The sequence below is a fragment of the Streptomyces sp. NBC_00078 genome (genome assembly GCF_026343335.1).
Lineage (GTDB): Bacteria > Actinomycetota > Actinomycetes > Streptomycetales > Streptomycetaceae > Streptomyces.
In genome coordinates this window covers 4,990,418-5,015,718 of the sequence record NZ_JAPELX010000001.1, presented here as the reverse complement: position 1 = coordinate 5,015,718, position 25,301 = coordinate 4,990,418, and the positions used below count along the sequence as shown (strand labels likewise).

The window sequence follows — 25,301 nt, the reverse complement described above, 5'->3', positions numbered from 1 at the left end:
ATGCAGATTCGCCCCATCGAGCTGTCTCGACCAGCTGGGTGATTCACATCCGAAGTGCCACTCCCCCGAGAGATGCGCCAGAATGACGGATCAGTTTCCCGACTGAACAGCACTGAGGGGGGTGGCAGCGGGAAATGGTCGAGCACAGCCGCGGTCCGTCTTGCCGAAAAGGGTTCACTGCACGGCGCACCTACCGGCCAGCGGTGTTCAACCGCTCTCGGTCCGATGGTTGAGCGCATGGCCGCCGTCGGCGAGAAGGGGCAGACACCGGAGCTCGTGGACGGACCCGGCTGGAGCCGCCCCGGACTGGACGTCGCCGCGGGCCGTTATCCGCTCTCGGTGGAGCGGCATGTGGCGCGCATGGTCGATCACCTGGTCCCCGGGGTGACCACGCAGACGCCGCACGGGCGTTACTACGCACTACACGGGCTGATCGCGGCGCAAGCCGACGGGGAAAACCTGACGGTCCCGGCCGCCCAGACTCTGCTGCGCCGCGCGGAAGTGGCCTTGGCCGCCGTGTCGTTCGCGCATCATCCGCAGGCTCTGGACTGGCTGCCGCGTGCTCATGGGGTCGATGCCCTTGCCCGGCGGCTGCACTCCGGGACGGTCACCATGTCCGAAGCCGAGGTCCCGGGCAAGGACGGGTACGTGGGCAACTCATGGGGGTTCTGGGCACCGTACGCCGGATCCGAGGTCGCGCTCGGCATCCTCGGTGCGGGCCCCATGCCGGTTCCCGGACCGCGGTTGGAGACCGCGGCACTACGAGCGGGACTGGGCGCGCTGCTCGAACTGGCCGCCGAGGACACGCTGAACGTGGATGATCTCGCCTCCTTCGGGGACCGGCTGTGCGTATGCGCGGGCAGTGAGCATCCTGATGGGGAATGGCTGGCGAACCTCATGTGCGAGCCCGGTGGACCGGCCGAAGCAGGCTCCCGCTCGGCAACGCGCCGCCAGACGATTCAGCTTCTGGCTCGTGTGGTCGCCACACATCCCGTCCGAAATTTCACCCGCGACATCGGCCATGTGCTCGCTTTCGGCGACTTCCTGACCACCGATCCCGTGACCAGCGGCATCGACGCGGCCGGTGCCTGGCGCGGAGTGGTGCTGCGGAACTACTCCGTCGGAGCGTGGCGCCGCCTGTGGTCCTGGCTCGTGGAGCAGGTCGACGGGCTGGTGCCGATCGAGGAAGTGTCCGACCGCTTCGCCGCGGAGCTTCCCGACATGACGGTGGACGCCTTCCTGTCCTCCCTTCCCGCGACGCAGAACACGACCGGAGCGCCGTTGCCCGCCGAGCACGACCTGAGGTGGGCGGGTGATCCCTTGCCCCTCGCCGAACTGCGGGTGCTCGCCACCAATGCCCGTCGGGTGGACGAACTCACCGGTCGGGTCCGGGACGCGTTCCTCGGCCAGCGCGGAGTCGAGCTCAGCCCGGAATGGGTTCAGCGGCGGCTTGACGAAGCGCGGCCCATGAAACTGCGCGATGTCGCCCGCCGACTCACCTACGACCTGGTGGCACGGTCGCAGCGGATCGCGCTGGCCAAGGCCCGCCGACGTGCTGACGGCACGCTGTGGTTACCAACCCGGCTACACGAACGGGGCGGACTGCTGTACCGGACAAGCCAGGAGGGGCGCGGTGACGTCGGGCTACGGCTGGACCAGCTCGGGACCGTCCTGGCCACCTGCGGCGTACTGCACTACCAAGACCAGCACTGGTCAGTGACCAGTAGCGGGAGGGCTCTCGTTGACTGAGACCGCACCGGCGCCGGTCGTGGTGGAGCCACCAACCGCGTTCGCCTCTCCGCTGACCCTCATCCTCGACGAGGAGCGCACGGGCGGGCGAAACCTGGAAGAAGCACTCTTCCTCAGCTTCACCGCCGATCTCGGATTCTTCGAGGAGGTCGCCCTCGGCGTCACCCAGGCCACCGGCGCACGCGTCACCGTGGCGGGAGATGTCTCCATGGCCCGGAACGATCCCCGCTCCGTCCGGCGGGCCGGCCGCAGCTACCTCGCCGGTCTGGCATACGCCCACGGTGCCGCGTTCCATCCCAAGCTGATGGTCCTCGCCGGACCGGAGCACGCCACCATCGCCCTCGGCTCCGGCAACACCACGCTGGCCGGATGGCAGGCCAACGCCGAACTGTGGACAGTTCTGCGGGTGGACGGCGAGCAGAGTCCCACCGCGGTTCCGGAGCTGTCGGCATGGCTGCGCGACCTCCCGGAAAAGGTGAGGTTCTCCGCCGGAGTGCCACAGGCGCTGGGTCGGGTCGCAGCACTGCTGGACCGGCTCCACCGCGCGAGGACACCCAAGGCGCCACAGGTCCGCGTCGTCAGCAGTCTGCATTCGCCGATCATCGATCAGCTGCCGCAGGGGCCCGTCGACGAACTGGCCGTGTTCGCACCCTTCTACGACCGGCGCTCGATGGCACTTCGGCGGCTGCTCGAACGCTTCCGTCCGAGCCGGTTCACCCTCGCATACCAGCCCGGGCTCAGCGATCTCGACGGTCCGTCGGTCGCCGCCCTGGTGAAGGAGTACGACGGACGTGTCATCAGCGACAACGACCAGCGGTACCGCCACGGGAAACTCGTCGAGTGGGTCTCCGAGGGGCAGCGGTGGGCCCTGACCGGCAGCCCGAACCTCTCCGCCGCGGCCCTGCTGCTTTCCCAGAGCGAGGGCGGCAACTGCGAACTCGGCGTCATCACCCCCATTCCCGCCACCCTCCTTCCGAATGGCACCGACGAGCCCGCCGCCCGGCTGCACACGGCCCCGCCCCTTCCCCGCCCCATCGCCAGCAGTGGGCCGCTGCTGCTCGGTGCCCTACGCGTACCGGACGGCCTGGAGATCAGCGTGGCCCGGCCTCTCTCCGACACCGCTCACCTGGAGTTGTCTCAGGCGGCAGCACCGCCGGAGGCATGGGAGCGCATCGCCGACATCCCGCCCGGACAGGCCACGCTGACGGTGACGGCCCCGGCTGATGCGGGCAGCCGTGTGCGCCTGGTCGTAGTCGACAGCGACGGCGTACCAACCTTCGGCAACATCGTGTTCGTCGTCGACCCTGACCGCGCCCTGCGCCGAATGACTCCGGCCCAGTCCCAGACCCCCACAACACGGCCACCCGACCTGTTCGCGGATCCCCGGCTCGCCGAACGATTCCTGGGCGACCTGGAAACCCTCCGTACGGGACTGACCCCCACCCCAGCGGGTGTATCCGCGAGCAGCAGCACTGGCGGTGCGGTCGCTACGGCCCCGCTGGACGGCGACGAGGACGGCTGGGAGAGCTACCTGGACGAATGCGCCGGACGCGTCGGACACCCGCTCACTCGCTTCGCGCTGGGGCTCCCACTGCCCACCGACACCAGCACGCCCTTTCAGGACCTGCTGCCCGTCTCCTGGGACGAGCGGTTCACCGACGACATCGAAGCCGCCCTCGACGATGACGACGCCGAGGCCGTGGCAGCAGAGCACGACCCTGAGGCAGCCGGTGCCGAAGCGAACGCCATCACCCTGCCCGACCTCCGGCAGGCCGACCAGGAAGTCCGCCGTAGATACCGGCGCTGGGTGGAGCGCCTCGTCGCCCTCGCTCCCCAACTGGGCCCTCCGGAGCGCATGCTCGTCGTCCGGCTGACCTTGTGGACCGTCGCGGCAGGCGCCTGGCCCCCGGCACACACCGACTGGCTGCCACTGCTCTCCCGGGCCGTTCGCGCACTGAACCGAAACGATCTCCCCGAGCGGATCGAGCCGCAGGTCGGCAGCCTCGCAGCAGTCGCCCTCGCCGTGCTCCGAAGCCACGCCCCACGCTACGAGATCACCCCTGAGACACTCGCCTTCAACGAAGCCTCCCAGGCAGTCGGTCACCTGCTTCCCGCAGTGGACTCCGCGTACGTCGCGGAATACACGGCGCTGCTCGACACAGCCTTCGGCCCAGCCGTCGACCAGGCCGCCGTGCTCGATGTCGCGTCGGACGTCGTACAGGACGATCCCCTCGCTGACGCCGTATGGTCCCTCGCCGAGAAAGGGCGCGACGTACACCGCCACGGACGACTCCTTCTCCATGTCACCGGCCGCTTCAGCAACCCCGCGCTGGTGGCACTCGAAGCAGTCGGCGCCGCCGAGGATGCGCCCCTCGTCGGGGCCTGGGCCGACTCGAGCTCGGACTCCGGCGGGGGAGCCTGGGCGCTGGTCGTCTGGCGTCGGCCCGACCTCATCGTGGTCGATGCCCGCCGGCCGATTGCCCTCTGGCGGCATTACCGGCTCACCGGACTGGTAGGCCCCAGAGCCCTCGCCGCACAGCGCGGCTTCGAATCCGCCACCTCCGTCCCCCACGGCCCCCGCAACCAGCCCTTCGAACTGGCTCACCAAGTCCTGTCGGATCTCCGTCTGGCCGGACCCCGGCCGCCACACTGCGAGCCATAGCCCGCGGGCTACTCTGCGTGCCCGTCCGGCAGGCCACCGTGCCCACCGGCTACCAGTGGCCACGATCCCTCGGATCTGTCTACGGCAAGGTGTGGGCGGAGAGTTGCTGTGTGCCTACGCGGTCCGGGTCTATCAATCCGCCGCTGCCTGGCCCCGATCGATCATGGCCATCCACTCAGACATCTCTTCCTCAGCCTGCCGCTCGTCAGCAGCGCTTTGTTCCTTGTCCTCCTCCCAAGCCACGCTCTTGAAGATGTCCTCCGCTTCCCACTCATCAAGCAGCTCGTGAGGTCTGTGATCCCAGTCGCCGAGTTCCCCGTAGTACTCCCTGGCGCTGTACAGCAGCCGGAGATCCGCCTCGATGAGTCGATAGCGGGGGCTCGCCTCGTAGAAACGCTGGTGTGTCGGGCGCCGAAGGTTCACCTCGACCGCCCCGAGATAGCTCTCCGACTCGGCTAGGAGCGCTTGGTGCAGGTCATCGAGTTGGCCTCTACGCACGCCGCGCACGAGGGCGAAGGCCACTTCTACATCCGCCAGCAGCGTACCCAGACCATCGATGGAGTGCGTCGACCACACCTTGGGCTCACCCGCCAAATGGGCTGCTGCGATGTCAAGTGGCTTCGGCAGGCCGGTCAGCCCTGAGTGGGTGAAGAAAGTGCCCACGGCAACCGTGAGATCGCGCCGGAACTCCGGGACCACGCGCATCAGTTGCTGGAATGTCTCTCGCTGGATCTGCCCTGGGTCGACCTCAAGTTCGTTGAAGTGCAGTGCCACGGTGACATCGTCGTTGCCTGGGTCACGAGGGGCACCTGACAGCCGGGATCCTGACTCGCGCGACGACAATCCCGTCTCAAAGTCATCGACGGTAACCGTCCTTGCGATCTGGCCCTCGCCCTGAACGACGTACTTCATGAACGCCCCTTCTGCGGTTTGCGGCTTCCCGAAGAACAGTGCGGAGATCCGAATCGCATCAGCAGATTCACCCACGACAAGGCCAATCCCTGCATAGGCGACCTGCTCCGCTGCCGCGCTGACCAAGTCCGTGCCAGCGGTGCTAGTGGTGAGCCATTGCGGGTCGTACCGGATCATTATCTGACGTTCACCCAACCGGAAGGACAGGTAGGGGTCGTCTTGCCATGCTCCAGTAAGCGGCCGTGGAAACGGCCGGTTGGACACATTGCGGCTACGCATCGGCGCGTTGAACGCCACGTACATCCCCTGCTGGACCGCATCGAGACGCACTTCGTCAAGAGGAACGGCGTGCTCCCTCCACGACTCGAAGACTGGACGCACCGTCCCGACGAACGTCCCAGGGGCGAAGCCCTGCCCAGAGAACGGCCGCGTCGGGTCGAGGCGGGCACGCTGAGCCGCCTGTTGCACGACATCCCCACCAGGAAGCATCGCGACCCTCGGCACATTGAGGTAGTCGATGCTGCTGTAGCTCATCCTCCACGCCTGTCCGGCTTTCCTCAGTGCGGCGGTCCAGGTCTCATGCTCTGCCTTGAATCTTGACAGTTCCTCAACGGTGTGCGCCTGCCCGTTGTTCTTGTCGACGATGTCGTGGCACGTCGCGCACAGCAACAAGAGGTTCGATACGGCGTTTCGGCCCTCGACCGGCAGGGTGGGGTCTGCTCGGGGCCCATGATCGCTCAGCGCCACATTGTGCGCCGTCTGAGCCGTTGGGGTGCGTCCGGCAGTCCCAGGATCCAGCTCCCGCCGACACATCTGGCACATGCCGTTTGCCAGTCGCCAGAGCTCCCGGCGAACGCTCTCACTGACCTCCGGCCCTCTGGCCATGCCGCCCCACCCCACTGCCGCTTTGATTCGTACACGCGTGTACGCCGCTCTGACGCACCGAATCCTGCCAGCGATCAAGCTTTCAAGCGGCAACTCCAGCCATCTCTTCAGGCACCTGGCATGAGATTGGCCGACACCGCATGGTTTCAGCCGTCGTAAAAGTGCCCTCATGCTCGTTCCGATCTGAGCAGCCCCCTATCGGGGCGATCGCGAAGCTCCTGGGGATATCGAAATAACGGTGAACCGAGCGCTGCCCATTTATCGGCCGCCGAAGCAGCAACGAGCCCTGAAGGGCTCGGCAGGTCACGCGAGCGAAGCACGGACCGCAAGATGCTGCGTGAGACGGTGCCGAGACCGACCACCGTGATCATCGAGCGAACCAGCCAGAAAGTGACGCAGCCGCCACCTCAGCTAAGCCACCCGGCAATGGCATGAGCGAGGGCATCACCTCCCTGTTGGACCACGGTCCCCGCGACCAAGGCCGGCAGCGCCTGCACAGCCCCGCGCAGTGCCCCCATCGCCTGCGCGTCTGGCGCTGCCAGTGAGGTGTCGATGGAGTCCGCCATGGCGCGGAGCAACTGCGCGTTCGGCAAGGCCGCTCCGTTCCGATCCACCTCGGTACGGAACGCGGCAAGGAGATCGCGCACGGTTTCCACGTCTACGGTGACGCCCTCGACCGACGCGGTCTGGTAGACGTTCGAGATGTTCTGCCCGACCACGTTCTGGAGCGGGGCGACGTTGTTGCCGCCGATGCTGATACCCGAGCCGTGCCCCTGTTCCGGTTCGGGGCGACGACGTCCCACAGCCATCAACTTCCTCCTCCTTGAGCCTTGTTGCTCTGGCCGACATTGCTGATGCCGCTGCCGGCGACGTTCTGGATGGGCGCGTTGTTGTCGCCGTAGACCTGAATGTTGGTGATGACCGCGGCCACCTGGCGCTCGTACGCGGCGGTGTCGACGCCCAGTTCTTCGAGGTACGCGGAGACGGTGCGGAAGATGCAGGTCTGCATGAGGACGACGTGCCGCTTCGCGTCGTCGGCCTGGTGCATGTCAGTGACTTCTTCGATGGAGTACCGATCACGGAGGCTGACCGGATCTCTTTCCTCGGCCGGGCCATCCTCCGGCTGCACTCCGAGCGCGAGCCGGGTCACCAGCCGCCATAGTGCGAGCGGCCCGTGGACGGCGTCCAGCAGGGCCTGCACCGCCACCCAGCCATACAGTCTCGTCCCACGCTTGGCCACGGGTGCGTCCGTCACCCGCAGTTCGTTGTAGAGCGGCGTGATCACGTGGGGGCGCAGGGTCAGTCGTAGTTCGCCTGCCTCCAGCGCCGCGTGCGCGAACAGAGTGACCACGACCTGGCCGTCCCAACTGACGCACTGCGCCCGCAGGTACAGCCGGTCCGGCACGCTAGACGGTGACCGCCGGCCCCGGCCGCGCAGGTCCGGCAACTCCAGCTTCGCGGCCCGCGTCCTTCGCAGCCACAGCTCGGACGGCAGCCCGAGGACCTCCGCGACGGAAAACCCGGGCAACGGATCAGTGATCTCCCGTGCGCCACGGCCCAGTTCCCCGAGTGCGTCGCCCATCCTCCGCAGCAGCTCCTTCTCACCGAAGTGCTTGACCGACACCTCCGGGTCCTTGGCCTTGAGCGGGATACCGATGTCGGCCACGCCCCATACATAACGTCCTGCTCCAACGAAAGTCTCCGGGTGGTCGTAGGGCAGTTCGGACCGCGTCTGTTCGTGGCTGATGAGAGCCATCCGGCGCGTGGCCGACGCCGACGCCCACGGCAGACGGTCGGACTCGATGCCGTCCCGCACGATCCGGGACAACCCGGCCCGCGCCATGAGGCGATCTCCCACACAGACGAGCACGGCTCCGGCCAGCAGGACGAACGGCAGCAGGAGCAACCCCGTCCGCAGGGCGACCGCCTCACCGCGTATCGGCTCGTAGGGCACTACCGCGAGTATCCAGGGGACACACAGAACGAGATACGCCAAACGGGGCGAGGGCACCAGCCTCGACTTCTTGCCCTTGCGGGCGGCTCGCAACCCAGCCCACCACATGAGGCAAGCCAGCAAGACGGCGCCGCCCCACACGAGGGAGGCTCGGGGGATTTCGTACGCAACAGCGACGGCGAACAGCAGGACGAGCGCTCGCCTCAGCCATCGACGTCGCCGTGCGCGCAGACTGTGCGCGATGACGGGTACGAGGTCGAATCCGTACGACGGGACAGGCAGGGGCGGCCCGTGGAGGACGTGAGTCTTCACCCACTGGGCCATGGGTTCGCCCAGGGACGGGCAGTCGTCACTGCCTTCCAGATAGATGCGTCTGCGAGTGCTGCGCCGGGGCTTGTTCGGTTTCCGGTCCTTACCTCGGATCTTGCTCCACCACGCTTTGACGGCCTTGACCCGGTCGGGACGGGTGTAGACGGCCTGGCACAGCAGCCGGGTCACCTCCGACGAGGTCGGGTCCACCTCACCGGAGCCGCCGCCGTCAGAGGCGGCAGGTCCCGCTTGAACCGGCGCTGCGGGCCCGTCGACCATTCCCTCGACGCCACGCCCCTCTCGTACACGCAACCCCCGACCGAACCCCATGCCCGCCCCCCGTTCGCCAGTACGGCGGGCATCCTCACTGTGAAGTCCCGGAACCACCAGACCGCAAACGCGACAATCCACTCAACCGGCGCGAATGGGTGAAGGATTGACCGAATACCGCCTCAGTCGAGATTTCGTCGTGCACGGCTCAACGCGTGCCGCCCCACCCATATCGCTTCTCGTCGGGCCCGTACGGGCTCCAGCCCTTCAAATACGGCTCCAGATCCTCCGGTTCCGGCTCCTTCGGTGCCGGCATGGTGGGGAGTTGGTGCAACGGGTCCACGGACTGCGTGTATCGGCGCGCCCAGGCCAACCATCGTCGGGCTGAGGCGACTTGGGGCTCCTCGACATCGGTCTCCTCCGCGATCCGGTGTTCCCGGGCATCGCAGGATGCACACAGTGCAATTGCCTCCTGCCGACTGCTGGCCTGTTCGCGGAGCGTGTCAGCCAGTTGGGCCTGAAGTGCCTGCTCTGTTGCCTTCTCCATGGCTGCTCGCCAGCGGGCCTCCCGGTCCGTCTTGGCCCGCGCCTCAGCCTCCTTCCGCTGTACATCTTCCGCAGCCCGGGTCTCGATCTCCCGGAGCACCGCGCCCAGGACACCCTCCAACATCCACCGCTTGCGATCGCCCCACCTGCTCTGCTGACCCGAGCGCGGGTAGCCGAGCTCGATGACGAGCTTTTGAGAGACTGCCGAGGGTGACATCGCGCCCATGCACATCCCGTGCGCAACGCTACGAGCAGAAGCGGTCGCAGCCCCGCCGCTCGACCAGCTGGGAGAAATCTGGGAGAAGATCTTCACCCAGAGCCCCTCCGAGACCGCGCCCCGCCAATCGATACCAACGCTCTGAACTGCGCAAACAGAAAACAGGCAGGTGTCGATCTTGGCCGAGCCTAATTCGGGACGAAGAGGTCGTGGGTTCAAATCCCGCCACCCCGACAGCCAAAACAACAGGTGAGGCGCCTACCGGTTTCGGTAGGCGCCTCACCTGTTTCGGTGTGCGTGTCTATCTGCAGGGCGACCAGCGTCGCTGGGACCGCTGCCGTCAGCCACAAGCCGGCACCGGCGGAGGCCGCGGGCGCAGTCGGCAGGAGGGCCGTCACGGCCGCCGCGAGGCTGGCAGGCCCGGCATCCGTGAAACCGCACTACCGAGACGCGTATGACGCAGGAGCGAACATCTGCGCTCCGGCATCTTCTCCGCAGGGAGTGGACATCGCCTTCACCGCGACGGCCGGTATTCAGCCCATGTCTTGGGGGTCTCCGAGATCTTGACGGCGGTCAACTCGGGGTATCGCTCGATCCAGAGGTCGAAGATCCATGCGGCCAGATTCTCTGCTGACGCGGAGACACCCCCCCCCCATCGCCTCATTCAAGTGGCGATGGTCGAGGGTCTCATCCATCCATTTCTTGAAGGTATCGAGCTCACGGTAGTCACGGACGAATCCAGCCTCGGTGAGGTCCTCACGGCGGGCGGACAGCTCCAGCACAACGACGTAGTTGTGACCGTGCATGCGGGCGCAGGGGTGCCAGCTCGGCAGCCGGTCGAGCACATGGCTGGCCGAGAAGTGGAACTCCTTGGTGATCCTCAGCATGACGGCTCCAGTCTGCCAGCCGCCGTCAAGGCACCTCGCCGGCCATCAGCCCCGGTCATCGGCCGACCCCTTCGCCCTCACGGATCGACTTGTTGAGCGGGATTCGTGTGAGGAAGCGGGCACGCGACGGACCGTCGGTGACCAGGTCCGCTTTGCGGGCGACCTCGCGCCGAGCCCGCTCCAGGAGCGCGTGCGCTTCCTCCGGTACGCCCCCGGCGGCCTGCACCACGGCGGAGTGGTACAGCACCTCCTCCGTGCGGAGCGCCGGCATGTCCCCGACCTCATCCAGGATGCGAACAGCCTGGCGGGCCTGGTCCTGGGCTGCGACCGTGTTGCCTTGCCGAAGCAGGATGCGACTACGCAGCGAGTGGGCCGCGATCTTACTGCGGATCATGCCGCTGCGCTGGGTCTCGACGCAGGTGGCGACCGCGAGCCGGTCGGCCTGCTCCAGAAGTTCACCGGGTCCGCCGGCGGCGAGCAGCAGGATCTCGGCGTAGAGGTTACGGACGATGGGGACGAGGTTGGCCAGCCAAGTCCGCTCTGTCTCCGCCCATGCGTCGGCGATCAGGTCCAGGGCCTGGTCCCGTTCTTCCGGCCGCTGGACGAGGAGGTGGGCGAGCAGCGCCTTGTTGTAGGCGTGCCAGCCACTGTCGCCTCCGCGGCCGGCCTCGAAGTCGAGAGCCTCCCGCAGGACCTGCTCGGCGTCCTCGTAGGCGCCGAGGCCCGTGTGCACCTGGGCCAGGTAGTTGAGCGCGATCGGCAGCTCGGCCTTGAGCGGTTCGTCACGCAGGCGCTGAGCGCAGCGGTCCAGCCGGGTCAGCGCCTCGCTGAGGTGCCCGCTGTCGTAGAGGGTGATGCCGAGCTGCATCTCGCCCAGGTTGCGCGCGTGCTGGAGCACCGGGTCGCCAGTGCCGCCGAGGCGTGGGTCGGAGGCATACAGGCGCTCGGCCTCACGCAGCTGGGCCAGACCGTCGACCAGCCGTCGCTTGGACACCTGCCGTCCGTATTCGACCCGGGCCACGAAGAGGGGTACGGGATCGCCGTGCCGCTCGGCCAGTTCCACCGCCGAGCGGAGCTTGTCCAGGGACGGCACCAAGCCCTGGGTCGCCAAGAGGGTCTTGCCGCGCAGGAGCGTCGTACGGATCGCCAGTTCCGGGGCGTCACAGCGCCTGGCCGCGGCTTCGGCCTCGGCAGCCAGGGCGTCGATGTCCGGGCCGCCGGCCGGCTGGTGCTGGCCCCGCCAGCGCACCTCGGTCAGGGACAGCAGCAGTTCCACGGCCTGGATGAGCCACCGGTCGCGGCTCTCCTCGCGCTCCGGCAGGTCGCGGACCGTTTTGATCACTTCTTCGCAGTGCCGCTCCGCTTCGGCGAAGGACAGCCCCTCCATCGCGGCGTCCCGGGCCAGCCCGTAATGTGCCTCCGCCGAGGAGAGGAGGCACTCTGATCCGCCGTTGCGGAGATGGCGGGCGATCTCCAGCCGGCGTTCCAACGGCATCCCGTCCAGTGCACCGGTCGTGAGCGCCGCCGCGATACGGGCATGCCGGGACCGCGTCTGCTGAGGGGTCTGGCGGTCGTACGCCACCCGCCACAGGGCAGTGTGCTGGAACCGGTAGCAGTCGGATGCCTCCCCACGGGCCCACCCCGGAAGCTGTGCAGGCAGGATCAACCGGTGTCGGTCGGCGATGAGCCGCAGCCGCTCCATGACGTCGTCGTGCGGCTCCCCCTTGACCTCGGCGACCGTACGGGACAGGAACGTCTCGCCCTGGGCCGCTCCGGTCATGAGCAACTCACGTTCCTGCTCGGTGAGCAGCCGCAGACGGTCCTCAACGATCCGCTTCAGGCTGTCGGGCAGATCGACGCCGGGGCCCTTGTCCGGACGCCACTCCTCCAGGCAGAGCGTGACGAACACGGCATGGCCGGCGGTCAAGCGGCTCAGCTGCTCCGACAGGGCTGAGGGAGCCTCCGGGTGCCGGGAGCGCACCAGCTCGGCGACCGCGTCCCGTGGCAGGCCGCCCAGCGGCCTCCGGCGCAACAGGCCGTCCTTCGCCCAGTCGTGCAGCAGCTCCTCGACCATGGCTCCCGGGCCGTCGGCGTAGGCCCCGTCCGTCGTGTGGCTGAGCACCAGGCCGAGCGGTTCGCCGGGCAACTTGCGCAGCAACCGGTCGAGGATCAGCAGGCTGCTCGGATCGCCGTACTGGATGTCGTCGACGAGGACGACCGTGGGCGGCCCCTGCCGAACGAGATCCAGCACGGCGTCCGCGATCTGCGCCGCTGCTCCCTGCTGGAAAGGCAGCAGGCTGTCGAACGGCATCGATCCTGAGGCGAGCGAAGCCTCCGCGACCTCCTTGCCCAGGGTGAACAGGGCGCCCAGTCCCGGCACCATGGCGGACAGCACCTCCGGTGCGGAGCGAACGACGCCCTGCCGGGTGTAGCCCAGGAATCTGCGGAAGACGCCAGGTTGCCTGACCTCCTGGTCTTCGGCCAGTTGCAGGAGCACGTCGATGACGGCGCCGTAGTGAAGTTGCGATCCGATCGACGGGCGGCACCGCACCGACACGACGCGACGTCTGTCCACCGATCGAAGACTGGCTGGAGAGGCTGTGGCCGCCGCCTCGAACGCCCGCAGCAGCGCCGACTTCCCCATGCCCGAGGGACCGTCGATCACAAGCGCCCGGCCGCCGCGGCCTTCGGCCACATCCGCCAGCAGCGAGCGCAGCTCATCCATGTGCTCGACGCGGTCGACAAACTCGGTCCGCACCACAGCCCCCGTCTCGGTCATCGGCCACGGAATGAACTTCCGTACCCACAGCGTTACTTGACGACCACGGTAGATCATGTGAAACGCGTCTCCGAGACTATGAGCACGCGCAGCCACGTATACGTCGAGGACCTCGACGGGAGAGTGCCCCCAGCTGAGTGCCCGGACTGCAGAGCACGCCCGCGCTCCAGACAGCGCCGACCGGTCGGATTCTGTTGGGGGCTCGGGTTGTTCTGCATGTTCGGGACCAGGCGCAGTGACACCTAGTAACTTTTGCGTGACGCGAACAACCATCACACGCGCCCACCTCTGGTGGCAGGGCCGTCCCAAGGAGCCGATGTGGCCGACGAAGCGTTCAGCATCGACAAGCGACCACTGCGGGATCTGCTGCAGCAGGTTGCGGTCGGCAAGGCACAGTTGCCGGAGTTCCAGAGGGGCTGGGTGTGGCCCTACCCGAACATCGCGAGCCTCCTGGCGTCGATTTCGCTGAGCTATCCCGTCGGCACCATCATGTTGCTGAAGGCGGGCGGCGACGTCCGGTTCAAGTACCGGCCGATCGAAGGGGCCGCTCCCGCCGGTGATCCCGAGCCGGACTCGCTCGTGCTCGACGGGCAACAGCGGCTGACCTCACTGTTCCAGTCCTTGAAACTGACAGGCCCGGTGGTCACCCAGGACGCGCGCAAGCAGCAAGTGTCGGGCTGGTTCTACGTCGACATGGTCCAGGCTCTCGACGAGTACGGCGACCGCGAGGACTCCATCCGTTTTCTGCCCGAGTCCCGCAAGGTACTCAATTTTCGGGGCCAGGTCATCGAGGACTACTCGACTCCCGAGCGCGAGTACGAGGCACACCTCTTCCCGCTCCATGCGGTGTTCGACGGTGGCGACTGGGGCTACGAGTTCACCGACCACTGGGACGGCGACAAGGACAAGCGCAAACTGTGGCGCGACTTCAACGAGGCGTTTGTCCGCCCCTTCGACCGATACCACGTGCCGGTCATCGAGTTGGGTCAGGCGACCCCGCGCCAGGCCGTCTGCCAGGTCTTCGAGAAAGTCAACACGGGCGGTGTCACCCTGACCGTCTTCGAGCTGCTGACCGCCACCTACGCGGCGGACGAGTTCGATCTGCGCAATCACTGGGAGCAGGAATGCCGGGCTGCCTGGCAGGCTCCGGAGTACCGCATCCTCCGCGAGGTCTCCAACACCGACTTCCTGCAGGCAGTCACTCTGCTGGCCACGGCCGAGCGCCGCAGACACGAGGCCGAACGGGGAACGGAAGAGGAACGGCTCCCGCGCATCGGCTGCAAGCGCAAGGACATGCTCGCGCTCTCCCTGGAGGACTACGTTCGCTTCGCGCCGTCTGTCATCGCTGGATTCAAGGCGGCGGCGAAGTTCCTGCACCAGCAGTTCCTCTTTGACACGAAGTTCCTGCCCTACGGAACCCAACTGATACCGCTCGCCGCGATCCTGGCCCTGGCCGGGGACGCGGCGCAGAGCGCGGGGGCCCAGGACAAGCTCGCCCGCTGGTACTGGTGCGGCGTGTTCGGGGAACTCTACGGCGGTTCGACCGAGACCCGCTTCAGTCAGGACCTGCCGGACGTGGTCGACTGGATCCGCCGGGACGCGTCCGAGCCGCGGACCGTCATCGCCGCGCAGTTCGCTCCCGGACGCCTGCTGACCCTGCGCACCCGCAACAGTGCCGCGTACAAGGGGATTTACGCGCTGCTGCTCAAGGCAGGAGCCGTGGACTGGCGCACCGGGGAAAAGGTCGAAGTCACCAGGTACTTCGACGAGTCCGTCGACATCCACCACATCTTCCCCAAGTCCTGGTGCGACAAGGCGGGGTACGAACCCTCGGTCTACAACTCGATCATCAACAAGACCCCTCTGACCGCCCGCACCAACCGAATCATCGGAGGTGCGGCTCCCTCCGACTATCTCAGCCGGCTGGCCAAGGCCGCGGAGACCCCTCACGAAGGCGTCGCCGAGCGCATTCGCTCCCACCTGGCCCACCCGGAACTCATGGTCACCGACGACTTCGACGGATTCTTCTCCGCTCGGAGGGCTGCGCTGCTCCGCGGCATCTCGGAAGCCATGGGAAAGGCGATCCTGGACGATGAATCGACTGCCGGTGATCCGGGGATCAGCCTCGATGCGGCGGACGACACCGACGATCTGTGATCGGCGTTTCCGTCCAGGACTGTGAGGCGCTCTCCCTGGCCGTGCGCGGTGATCGCAAGATGATCGCCTGGCTTGACCTCGCGGCGCGCGGGGAGGCCGAAGTGGTGGCGTCGCCGACGTTCCTCGGCGAGGCGTACGACGGCAGAACGCCCGAAGCCCCGTGTCCCGTGTCCCGTGTCCTGTGTCCTGTGTCCTGTGTCCTGTGTCCTGTGTCCTGTGTCCTGTGTCCTGTGTCCTGTGTCCTGTGTCCTGTGTCCTGTGTCCTGTGTCCTGTGTCCTGTGTCCTGTGTCCTGTGTCCTGTGTCCTGTGTCCTGTGTCCTGTGTCCTGTGTCCTGTGTCCTGTGTCCTGTGTCCTGTGTCCTGTGTCCTGTGTCCTGTGTCCTGTGTCCCGTGTCCCGTGTCCTGTGTCCTGTGTCCTGTGTCCTGTGTCCTGTGTCCTGTGTCCTGTGTCCTGTGTCCTGTGACGATGCCGCCGGACACCGTCCGCCGGCGGTGGTTGCCGTTCCTTCTTTCCGAAGAAAGCTCAAAGGACAAACCTCTCGGCGTTTTACTGATTGAACGCAGCCCGGTTGGCTCTAATGACGAATACCCTCTCTAAAATTTTCACCAAATTGCCTCACTCGTTTGCCGCGCATCTGGAGAAGCGCGGAATGCGTTAGCGGACTATGACGAAAGCAAGGCTCTTTCCCTCGCCCCACTCCGGAGCGGCGGCAGAGAATCTCCCCGCGACCCGTGCTGTGGTGGTAGGGCGATACATCTTCACGCCCGCCGCGGCGTACTCATCGCCCGATGCCAGGGGCACCCTGCACGTAGACGGCGCGAAGGTCGAGTTGCGGGTCACCGAGCCGCTGCTCAGCGACCTCCTGACCCTGCTGGATACGGCCCAGGAGGAACTCAGCCTGCGATGGAACAGTCAGGGGCGTTCCGGTTGCCACGCATCCCGCACCTGACGGGGGGTGTATTTCGTGAATCACGATTATCCGGATCACTGGTTCGCCCCGCAAAGTCGGTATCCCGGTACCTACGCCGACGGACAGCCGACTGATTGGCACAGGGGTTCTGCCGATACGCTGCGTGCGATGGCATCCCCGCAAGAGAACTGGGACCCGGTCGAGGAGCTCACCCACCTTTTGCAGGATGTCGCGACGGCAGAGCAGGGGGCTGCCGCCCGGCCTCCTCGTAGCACGCCGCCCTCTGGCGCCGACGCCGACGATGCGATGGACAACCTGGTACAGCTCACTGCTGAGTTGCCACCCATCCGGCGCTTCTCTGCCGGGCATCGGAAGGTACGTTCTCGCAAGCTGCGCTTCACGTGGCTGCAGACTCTCAGCTTCGTGATCGCCGCGTTGGCGGCCGCCATCGTGTCGATGGTGAGCGTCTTCGGCGGGATGGTGGCCTACTCACCTCTGCAGCACGTCGCGCCGGGTGCGCGGGGCGCCACGACTTACGCCTGGCCTCTTCTGATCTACGGCCCCTGGATGGTGGCCTCACTGTCCATCCTGCGGACCGCCCTGCACCAACGACGTGCCGTGCACTCCTGGTTCGTCGTTCTGTTGTTTTCTTCCCTCGCGATGATCCTCTGCATGGCCGAGGCCGAGCGGACCTTCACGAGTGTCGCCGCAGCCGCCTTGCCGGCCGTCGCTTCCCTGGCCTGCTTCCAGCAACTGGTCCGTCAGATCACGCTGACCCGGCCACCGCGCCAGAGGACCTCCCGTCGCCGGCAGCGCCCCGTTCGGAGATCTCCGGAGTCCCCGAAAGCCAAGAGCAGCTAGCCTCGCGCTCTCACGGGGCGGGCAGCGCCAAAAGTGTGAGCCGCCCTCCGCTTTCGCCTGTCGAGAAGCTGATACGGAAGAAGGTCCCCGAGCGCTACCCCGGATGAACGGACCTCCGCACCGGGTGTGCCGAACCGGAGGTTGCGACGCGTCTTTCGACGAAGGGGTTCAGGGCTGCTTCCTGCCGCGCCGGCGCCGGGCGACGGTGAATCCTCCGACGGCCAGGACGGCGACGCCGCCGACGACGGCCGCGAGATTGGTGGCGCTGTTCGCTGACGATCCGGACGCCTGATCGCAGTACGAGCCACCCCCGGCGATGGTGACCGTCGTATGCGTCTGCTTCGCGGTGAGCCCGGATCCTTCGTGGTGTCCGGCGATGTCGACGGGATAGCTGCCGGGCTTGATGCCGCAACGGATCGCGCCTTCGCCCTGGCCGAAGCTGTTCTTCTGCATGGTCACCTTGACCGGGTGCGTGAACGCCGCAGAGGTCACGGTGAAGCTGCCGTTGTCGCCGACGGCCAGAGACGTCAGGTCAACTCCTGAGGTGACCTCGACGGGCGCGCCCGACTGGAGGCGCCCGTCGGGGGTGCTGCCGCTGTCCGTGGGGGCGATGCCGACGGCGAGGCCCGGGTCGTCGGCTGCGTGGGCTCCGGGGGCGGTTGCCAGACCGAGGGCGGTTGCGGTGAGGACGATGCCGGCTGCGCGCAGGTACATCGGTGCTGCCTCGCCTTCCTGGACGATGATCAGCGGGCCTTCGGCGGGACGAGCATGTGTTCGCGGCCGAGGGTGGTCGTGGTGTCGGTGTAGAGGGTGGTCTCGCCGTCGGACCAGCGCACGAGCAGGTCGTTGGGGTCCCCGGGTGTGTAGGCGCCGGCGGTCATGACGGTGGCGTGGGTCCACAGCTTGTTGGAGGACTTCAGCTTGACCTCCGTTCCCACGCCGGAGGCGGAGGAGTCGCGGTAGAGGGTCAGTTCGCCGTCGGACCAGCGAACGACGACGTCCCAGTTGGCGCCTCCGGTGAAGTTCCCAGCGGCGAGGACGGTGGCGTGGCGCCAGGTGTCGTCAGGGGACTTCAGCTTGTTCTCGTGGAGGAATCCGCGGCCGTCGACGTCGGTGTAGAGGATGGTTTCGCCGTCGGCCCTGCGGACCATGAGGTCGTCGGTCCGCTGGTCGGCGCTGTAGCGGCCGGCGGTGATCTGAACGGCGTCCTTCCAGGTGCTTCCGGGCTTGGCCATCTGGGTTTCCCCGGAGAAGCCGCCGTTGCCGTTTCCGGTGTAGAGGGTGACCTCGCCGTCCGACCAGACCACCATGAGGTCGGAGGCGTTGCTGCCGTTGAAGTCTCCGCCGGCGATGGTCCTGGCGTGGGTCCAGGTCGAGGACTTCGCCATCCGGCGTTCGCCGGAGAAGCCGCCGCGGCCATTTCCCGTGTAGAGGGTGACTTCGCCGTCCGACCAGATGGCGATCATGTCGGTCTTGCCGTCGCCGGTGTAGTCCCCGGAGGCGGTCTTCATGGCGTGCTGCCACAGGCCTCCGCCGGTGGGGTACATGCTGTAGCCGCGCGGGTACTGGCGGGGGGTGGTGTTCGTCTTCGCGGCATCGTAGATCTCGACGGCCCGCTGGTCGTACGTGGCGGCGAACGAGATGCGGTCGCTGTTGTTCTCCAGGCCGCCGCCGTAGTAGCCGCCGAGATCGCCGATGACGGTTCCGCTGCCGGTCCTCTCGTTCAGGCCGGTGATCCAGGGGCTTCCGGAGGTGCCCCCGTAGAAGCCGCCGCAGTCCATACGCATCTGGTGGTAGCCGGGCAACTGGCGGGTGTCGACACCGGCGCAGACGAAGGGCCTGTTCTTCGGGTTGTGGCTGCCGGGGTAGCCGACGACGGTGACGTTCTGCTTGTACCGGCCGTTCACCCTGCCGAGTTTGAGCGCTGCACCGACGGCCTTCTGCACACTCTGCCGTCGCTTGTTGTCGGCGACCCGGGCGAAGGCGTAGTCGAAGTCGGAGTAGGCATCGCGGGTGGGGTGGCCGTCGGCCTGGTACCAGCGTGCGTCACGGATCCACCGCTGCACCGCGAACCGGCCATAGGGGGTGGGGTTCTTCGCGGCGCCGTCGTAGCGGGGCACGAACATGCCCCTGGAGCCGCCGGAGCAGTGCGCGGCGGTCAGGATGACGTTGCCCTGAGGGCTGTCAACGACGCTCGCGGAGCAGAAACGTCCCGTGAGCCTGTCGGTGGCCGGGTCTGTCACGTAGTGGAAGAACGTTCCTATCGTGGGGACGCCTGCGAAGTAGCTGCCGTTCTTCGCCGCAGCCGCCCCGTGCACGGTGGATTCGGGTTTCCAGCCGGCCGGGGCCTCGCCACGAGGGCTGTCCGGGGTGGCCTGCGCCATCCGCTGGGGGGTCCAGAAATTCTCAGCCGCCGCACTCGTCCATGCTTCTCCAGGGCCCGCCTCGTGCGCGCTCGTGGTGGGTGCGGGGGTGGCGCTGACGGTGTTGGGCACGGTCGGCACCGTACGGGTAGCGGCGTGGGAACGCGGGGTGTACGCGGAGGCGGGGGATGCCGTCGTGAGGACGAGCGTGGAGGCCGTTATCGCGGCACAGAGACCGAACGTGTTACCAAGGGTGGGTAGTTGCACGGCTTCCTCATCTGTGAACACGTCTGCGGTTCGGGGCGGCGGAAAGCGCCGGCCAGGGTGCGGCCGGCGCTTCTTCCCGTGACGGGGACACGGGAGGGTGGGCGGCCACCGGGCCGTCCTCGCGCACGCACCACGACGAGCCCGGAAGCCTGACCGAGGCTGGATGGGGGAATCTATCCTCCGGGTGGCCGCCCGGCTCGTGCGGGGTGCGGCCTGGCACGCGGGCGCCGCTACGGGCACGAGCGTCCTACTTGCTGTCGGCGAGGGTCGCCAGGAACGCGGACCGCGGCCCCATGCCCCTCGCTCCATGCCCAATGCCCCATGCCCCTGACGCCGTTCCCTTCCCAGCCGGTTCGGCCGCATCGATCAGTCGACGGTGAAGGGGGAAGAAGGTAGGGGCGCCCCGGTTGCGTTGCCGGCGTGCACCGCGTGTCACAGATGCGGGCCGTGTCCTGTCATCTCTGCGGAGTGAGTTGTGCGCGGCGTCTCGGACAGACCGTTTCGAATGGCAAACGCAGCCGAACAAGCGGAGCTGGGCGACCTCCGGCGAAACCGCGACCGCCGGGCAGGCACGGCGGGCACGAACGACCCGGGCACGCCCGGCGGGAGGACGCTCGTCGTGGGCGGCTCCGGCGGGCAGCCACGCCCGGACCCCGAACTCGTATAGGGAAGTGCTGTGAAGATCACGCCGGCACCGGGCAGGTGCGCCGGGCCGCACGAAACGGTTTCCCTGAAGGCGACGAGCCGGACGAGAAGGTCCCCGAAGGCGACCGGCTCACGGGCGGCACCGGCGCCCAAGGTCCTGGGCCGTCCTCCTGCCCCGTGCTCCCGCCGCGCGCTTTTCGCCCCCGCCCCGCGTGGTTCGGCTCCGGTCCCTCCCCTCGTGGGGACCGGTGCCGAACGCTGCGGGCGGACTGTCGGGCTCAGGCGGTGAGACCGGCGCAGCCGTCTCGTGGATCCTGCGGAAGCTGACCGAGAACGTTCGGCGTCCTGGGCTGTTTCCACGTGCGCTGAGCTGACGTCCCGCGCTGACGGCCCGCGCCGTCGGTGCGCGGCGGTTCGCCCTGCGTCGTGATCCTGCCAGCCGTGGCTCCGCATGAGGAGATTCCGGGTCCGGTCCGGACGCTTAACTCCCAGGTCAGCCATATAAAGTGAGTTTTCCGGTCCGGATGTCCATCCGGAGGTCCAAGCGCGGGGGAAGTAAGGGGTGGAGGCCTTGAGTTCCGACTCAGGGGCACGTACTGCCTTCGCGGAGCGGCTCGCGCTGCTGTACAAGGAGGCGGGAAACCCTCCCCTCGCGCGCGTGGCCGAGGCGGTCGTACAGCTTCAGCGGGTGGACGAGCGGGGGCGGCCCGTACGGGTGTCCGCCCAGCGGATCAGCGACTGGCGGCGGGCCAAGAACGTGCCCGCCCAGTTCGCCGCCCTCACCGCGGTGCTGCACGTGCTGATACCCCAGGCCCGGCGTTCGCGGCCGACGCCGGTGTCCGCCGGCCTGTACGACATGGGCCAGTGGCAGCGCCTGTGGGAGCGCGCCGTGGCCGACCCCGCAGGTGACCGTCCGGCGGCGGCCGCGGACGTGGAGGAACGATCCTCGGACGAGGCGCCGGCTGTCGCCGGTGTGTGCCCGTACCGGGGGCTCGCCTCCTACCGGCAGGAGGACGCCCGCTGGTTCTTCGGCCGGGAACGGAGCACCAACGCCCTCGTCGACCAGCTCCGGGTGGCGGAGAAGACGGGCGGGCTGGTCATGCTCGTCGGCGCCTCGGGGGCGGGGAAGTCCTCCCTGCTCAACGCGGGTCTGGTGACCGCCCTGCACAACGGCGCGCTCAGCGACGACGACAGCCGGCCGCGGGGCGTGGTGCAGCTCGTGCCCGGGGCCGATCCCGTCGGGGAGCTGACCCGGCGGATCCCCGAACTCGTACCCCTCGTACCCGTCATGCCCGCCGCACCCGCCGTCTCCGCGGCCGGGGACACGGCGGTGGAGGGCTCGGGAGCGAAGTACGCGGGAGCAAAGTCCGCGAGGGAGGCAGAGCCTGGGACTCCGCGGTTCGCGCGTGCCGTCCGGAGTGCCGTAGCCACGTGGGCCCGGCGCGAGACGCCCTCCGCCGAGAGGCCCGTCGTCATCGTGGACCAGTTCGAGGAGGCCTTCACTCTCTGTCCCGATGAGGCGAGCCGGCGTACGTTCGTGCAGATCCTGCATGCCGCGTGCTCGCCCGCGGGACCGGACGAGCCGGCGCCCGTGCTCGTGGTCCTCGGCATCCGCGCCGACTTCTACGAGCAGTGCCTGAGGTACCCCGAGCTGGCCGACGCGCTGCAGCACCGGCACATGGTGCTCGGGCCGTTGAGCACGGCGGAGCTGCGCGATGCGGTGACCGGGCCGGCCAAGGCCGTGGGGCTGGAGCTCGAACCGGGCCTCGCGGAACTGATCGTCCGGGAGGTCAGCACCGACGGGCCCCGCGGTGGGGGTACCTCCCACGCCTTTCGTGCTGTGGGGGAGCACGACGCCGGTGTGCTGCCGTTGCTCTCCCACGCGCTCCTGGCCACCTGGCAGCGGCGGAAGGCGGGACGGCTGACGCTGGCCGGCTACCGGGCCGCGGGCGGGATCCAGGGCGCGGTGGCCGCGACCGCCGAGCGGGCCTGGTCGAGTCTCGACCAGCCCGCGCGCACGGCCGCCAGGCTGCTGCTGCTGCGGCTGGTCCGGCTGGGCGAGGACACTCCGGCGACCCGTCGGCGAGGCACACGGCGTCAGCTGTCGGAGGAGTCGACGGATCCCGGCAAGACGGAGGAGTCGCTGGAGGCGCTGGTCCGCGCCCGGCTGGTGACGCTCGACGCGGAGACCGTGGAGATCACCCACGAGGCGCTGCTGCACGCCTGGCCGCGCCTGCGCGACTGGATCGACGAGGACCGCAACGACCATCTGCTGCGCCAGCAGCTGGAGGAGGACGGCCGGGCCTGGGAGGGCTCGGACCGTGACTCGTCGATGCTGTACCGGGGTTCCCGTCTGGCGCAGGCCCGCAGCTGGGCGAAGTCCGCCGGCGACACCTTCCTGACCCGCAGCGCGGTGGAGTTCCTGGCCGCTGCGGTACGGCTGCGGAGGCGGACGCTCGTGATGCGGCGCGGGGCGGTGTCCGCGCTGGTGGTGCTGTCGATGCTGGCCGTCGGCGCGGCGGTGCTCGCGTGGCAGCAGCGCAACGACGCGGTGTTCGAGCAGGTGGTCGCCGAGGCCGACCGCGTCCAGTACACCGACCCCTCGCTCTCCGCCCAACTCGACCTGGTGGCCCATGACCTGCGGCCGGGTGACGCGGCCACCAACAACCGGCTGATCTCGATCGTGAACGCTCCGCTGGCCACACCGCTGCTCGGTCACACCGGCGCCGTCTACCTCACCTCGTTCAGTCCCGACGGCAAGGTCCTGGCCACCGCCAGCTACGACCGGACGGTCCGCCTGTGGGACGTCAGCGACCGCTCGCACCCGAAACCGCTGGGCAAGCCGCTCACCGGCCACACGAGCTGGGTGAGCACCGCCGTCTTCAGCCCGGACGGCCACACCCTCGCCAGCGCCGGCGACGACGGCACCATCCGGCTGTGGGACGTACGGGATCCCGGTCACCCCAAGCCACTCGGTACGCCCCTGACCGGCCACACCGGCACGATCTACCTGCTCGCTTTCAGCCCGGACGGACGGACCCTGGCCTCCGCCGGCGAGGACCACACCGTACGTCTGTGGGACATGAGCAAGAGCCGGCCCGCGTCGCTCGGCGCGCTGACCGGTCACACCGCCGCGGTGCGCTCGGTGGCCTTCAGCCCCGACGGGCGCCTGCTGGCGGCCGGCAGCGACGACGAAACCATCCGGCTGTGGAACACGGCCGATCCACACCGTACGAAGCCGATCGGCACCGTGCTGAAGGGCCACACGGACACGGTGCACTCGGTGGCCTTCAGCCCGGACGGGCACACCCTCGCCAGTGGCAGCGCGGACGACACCATCCGGCTCTGGGACCTCACCGATCCGCGGCGCGCGGGGCAGCTCGGCGCGCCGCTCACCGGCCACACCGGCCCCGTGTGGTCCGTGGCCTTCAGTCCCGGCGGCAGCATGCTCGCGGCGGGCAGCGCGGACAGCACGGCGAGTCTGTGGAACGTCAGCGATCCGGCCTATCCCTCGCAGGTCGGCGAACCGCTCGCGGGGAGCAGCGGCGAGATGTACGCGGTCGGCTTCAGCCCCGACGGCCGCACGCTGGCCACCGGCAGCGGCGACAGCAAGGTCCGTCTGTGGTCGGTGCCGACGGCCGACATGGTCGGGCGCAGCGGGGCGTTCCGCCCGGACGGGAAGGTGCTCGCCACAGCGGCGGCCGACGGGCGGATCCGGCTGTGGGACGTACAGGATCCCGAGCGGCCCAAGGCCCTGAGCAAGCCGTCCAAGCCAGGGAGCGCGGGAGACGGTGCGCTGGTCTTCTCCCCCGACGGCCACACCCTCGCGGTGCTGATGGCGAACCACCGGGTGTACCTGTGGAACGTCACCAACCCGGCCGAGCCGGTCCGCTACGGCCCGCCCGTCACCCTGCGGACCCGGTTCATGGGGCCGGACGCGCTGGCGTTCAGCCGGGACGGGCGCACGCTCGCGACCGCGTACACCGACCGCGCGCTCCAGCTGTGGAACGTCAGCGACCCGTCCCACGTCGTTCCGTACGGCCCGCCGCTCGCCGGCCACAAGGGCTACATCAACGCCCTCGGCTTCAGCCCGGACGGGCACACGCTCGCCAGCGGCAGCGCGGACGGCACCATCCGGCTCTGGGACATCACCGATCCACGCCACACCACCCCGCTCGGCCGGCCTCTCAGGGGGCACAGCGGACCGGTCAACTCGCTCGCCTACAGCCGGGACGGCCACACCCTGGCCAGCGGCAGCGACGACGACACGGTCCGGCTGTGGAACGTCGCCGACCCCCTCGACGCGACGGGGCTGGGCGGGCCCCTGACCGGTCACACCGAAGCGGTCGTGTCGCTCACCTTCAGCCGGGACGGCCACACCCTGGCCAGCGGCGGCAACGACAACACGGTCCGCCTGTGGAACGTCGCCGACCCCTCCGAGGCCGCCCCGATCGGGCAGTCGATGAGCCCCAACGCCAAGACCGGCAACTTCCTGTCGTTCAGTCCCACGAGCCACATGATCGGAGTCTCCAGCGGCTCCGACACCGTCCGGCTGTGGAAGCTGGACCCCGACGACGCCATCCGGCACATCTGCTCGACCACGCGGGGCGTCCTGACACCGGAGAAGTGGCACGAATATCTGCCGCGGCTCTCGTACAAACCTCCGTGCGGCCGGTAGAACGCACGGTGTTCGAGGATGGCCTGAATCACCAACTGCGGTGCACCACCTGCGAGTTGACCGAGGAGGACCACATGATCTCAGCCACAACCACGGGCCGCAGCCGGGCCCTCGGCTCCCACGGCGGCTTCGGCCTTGTTAGGCTGGGCCACAGCCCGATCGCTGGTGCATCCCCCGTCGCCAGCGGTCGGGCCTTCGCATGCCCGCACCTCGCCCCTCACGCCTCCCCTCTCACCCTTCACCCTTCA

14 protein-coding genes and 1 pseudogene are annotated in these 25,301 nt (G+C 68.3%); 7 read left to right on the top strand and 8 right to left on the bottom strand.

From position 1 onward, the window contains the following. Window positions 1-225 precede the first annotated feature (225 nt). Both OOK07_RS23525 and OOK07_RS23520 read left to right on the top strand, forming a co-directional pair. Entirely contained in the window at window positions 226-1,749 is a 1,524-nt protein-coding gene (locus OOK07_RS23525; RefSeq protein ID WP_266798279.1) for a hypothetical protein, read from the top strand. After that, window positions 1,742-4,411: a hypothetical protein gene (locus tag OOK07_RS23520; protein WP_266798278.1), complete on the top strand. Its 2,670-nt coding sequence runs from the start codon at window positions 1,742-1,744 to the stop codon at window positions 4,409-4,411. Before OOK07_RS23525 ends, OOK07_RS23520 begins: the two co-directional genes overlap by 8 nt. A 132-nt stretch (window positions 4,412-4,543) precedes the next feature. On the opposite strand, the gene OOK07_RS23515 is transcribed toward OOK07_RS23520, so the two are convergent. The 6 genes and pseudogenes from OOK07_RS23515 to OOK07_RS23490 form a co-directional block, all read right to left on the bottom strand. Beyond that, window positions 4,544-6,208: an HNH endonuclease gene (locus tag OOK07_RS23515; protein ID WP_266798277.1), complete on the bottom strand. Its 1,665-nt coding sequence runs from the start codon at window positions 6,206-6,208 to the stop codon at window positions 4,544-4,546. A 407-nt stretch (window positions 6,209-6,615) separates the two neighbouring features. After that, complete coding sequence (locus OOK07_RS23510; RefSeq protein ID WP_266798275.1) at window positions 6,616-7,017, bottom strand: hypothetical protein; 402 nt, start codon at window positions 7,015-7,017, stop codon at window positions 6,616-6,618. Further along, window positions 7,017-8,681: an AbeC-like domain-containing protein gene (locus tag OOK07_RS23505; protein ID WP_266798273.1), complete on the bottom strand. Its 1,665-nt coding sequence runs from the start codon at window positions 8,679-8,681 to the stop codon at window positions 7,017-7,019. Before OOK07_RS23505 ends, OOK07_RS23510 begins: the two co-directional genes overlap by 1 nt. Window positions 8,682-8,949: 268 nt before the next feature. Further along, window positions 8,950-9,600, bottom strand: a complete 651-nt coding sequence (locus tag OOK07_RS23500) for a hypothetical protein (protein WP_266798272.1) — start codon at window positions 9,598-9,600, stop codon at window positions 8,950-8,952. 418 nt (window positions 9,601-10,018) lie between these two features. Then, window positions 10,019-10,391, bottom strand: a pseudogene (locus tag OOK07_RS23495) (6-pyruvoyl trahydropterin synthase family protein). 55 nt (window positions 10,392-10,446) lie between these two features. Next, window positions 10,447-13,170: an AAA family ATPase gene (locus OOK07_RS23490; protein WP_266682742.1), complete on the bottom strand. Its 2,724-nt coding sequence runs from the start codon at window positions 13,168-13,170 to the stop codon at window positions 10,447-10,449. Window positions 13,171-13,488: 318 nt separating this feature from the next. Between OOK07_RS23490 and OOK07_RS23485 the strand changes: the two genes are divergently transcribed. From OOK07_RS23485 to OOK07_RS23475, 3 genes are all read left to right on the top strand, one after another. Beyond that, window positions 13,489-15,327, top strand: a complete 1,839-nt coding sequence (locus OOK07_RS23485) for a DUF262 domain-containing protein (RefSeq protein ID WP_266798271.1) — start codon at window positions 13,489-13,491, stop codon at window positions 15,325-15,327. A gap of 741 nt (window positions 15,328-16,068) precedes the next feature. Further along, complete coding sequence (locus tag OOK07_RS23480; RefSeq protein ID WP_266798269.1) at window positions 16,069-16,278, top strand: hypothetical protein; 210 nt, start codon at window positions 16,069-16,071, stop codon at window positions 16,276-16,278. Window positions 16,279-16,407: 129 nt separating this feature from the next. Next, window positions 16,408-17,100: a DUF2637 domain-containing protein gene (locus OOK07_RS23475; RefSeq protein ID WP_266682741.1), complete on the top strand. Its 693-nt coding sequence runs from the start codon at window positions 16,408-16,410 to the stop codon at window positions 17,098-17,100. Between the two features lie 168 nt (window positions 17,101-17,268). Here OOK07_RS23475 and OOK07_RS23470 read toward each other — a convergent pair whose 3' ends face one another. After that, window positions 17,269-17,814 carry a hypothetical protein gene (locus OOK07_RS23470; protein WP_266798267.1) on the bottom strand — a complete coding sequence of 182 codons (546 nt, stop codon included), beginning with the start codon at window positions 17,812-17,814 and terminating at the stop codon, window positions 17,269-17,271. Between the two features lie 29 nt (window positions 17,815-17,843). Next, window positions 17,844-19,595 (bottom strand): sialidase family protein, encoded by a 1,752-nt coding sequence (locus tag OOK07_RS23465; RefSeq protein WP_266798266.1) that lies wholly within the window; start codon window positions 19,593-19,595, stop codon window positions 17,844-17,846. 640 nt (window positions 19,596-20,235) lie between these two features. Between OOK07_RS23465 and OOK07_RS23460 the strand changes: the two genes are divergently transcribed. Continuing rightward, window positions 20,236-20,397, top strand: coding sequence for a hypothetical protein (locus OOK07_RS23460; RefSeq protein ID WP_266798264.1), 162 nt, complete (start codon window positions 20,236-20,238; stop codon window positions 20,395-20,397). Window positions 20,398-20,937: 540 nt separating this feature from the next. Next, window positions 20,938-25,053, top strand: coding sequence for an nSTAND1 domain-containing NTPase (locus tag OOK07_RS23455; RefSeq protein ID WP_266798262.1), 4,116 nt, complete (start codon window positions 20,938-20,940; stop codon window positions 25,051-25,053). The last annotated feature ends 248 nt before the right edge of the window (window positions 25,054-25,301 follow it).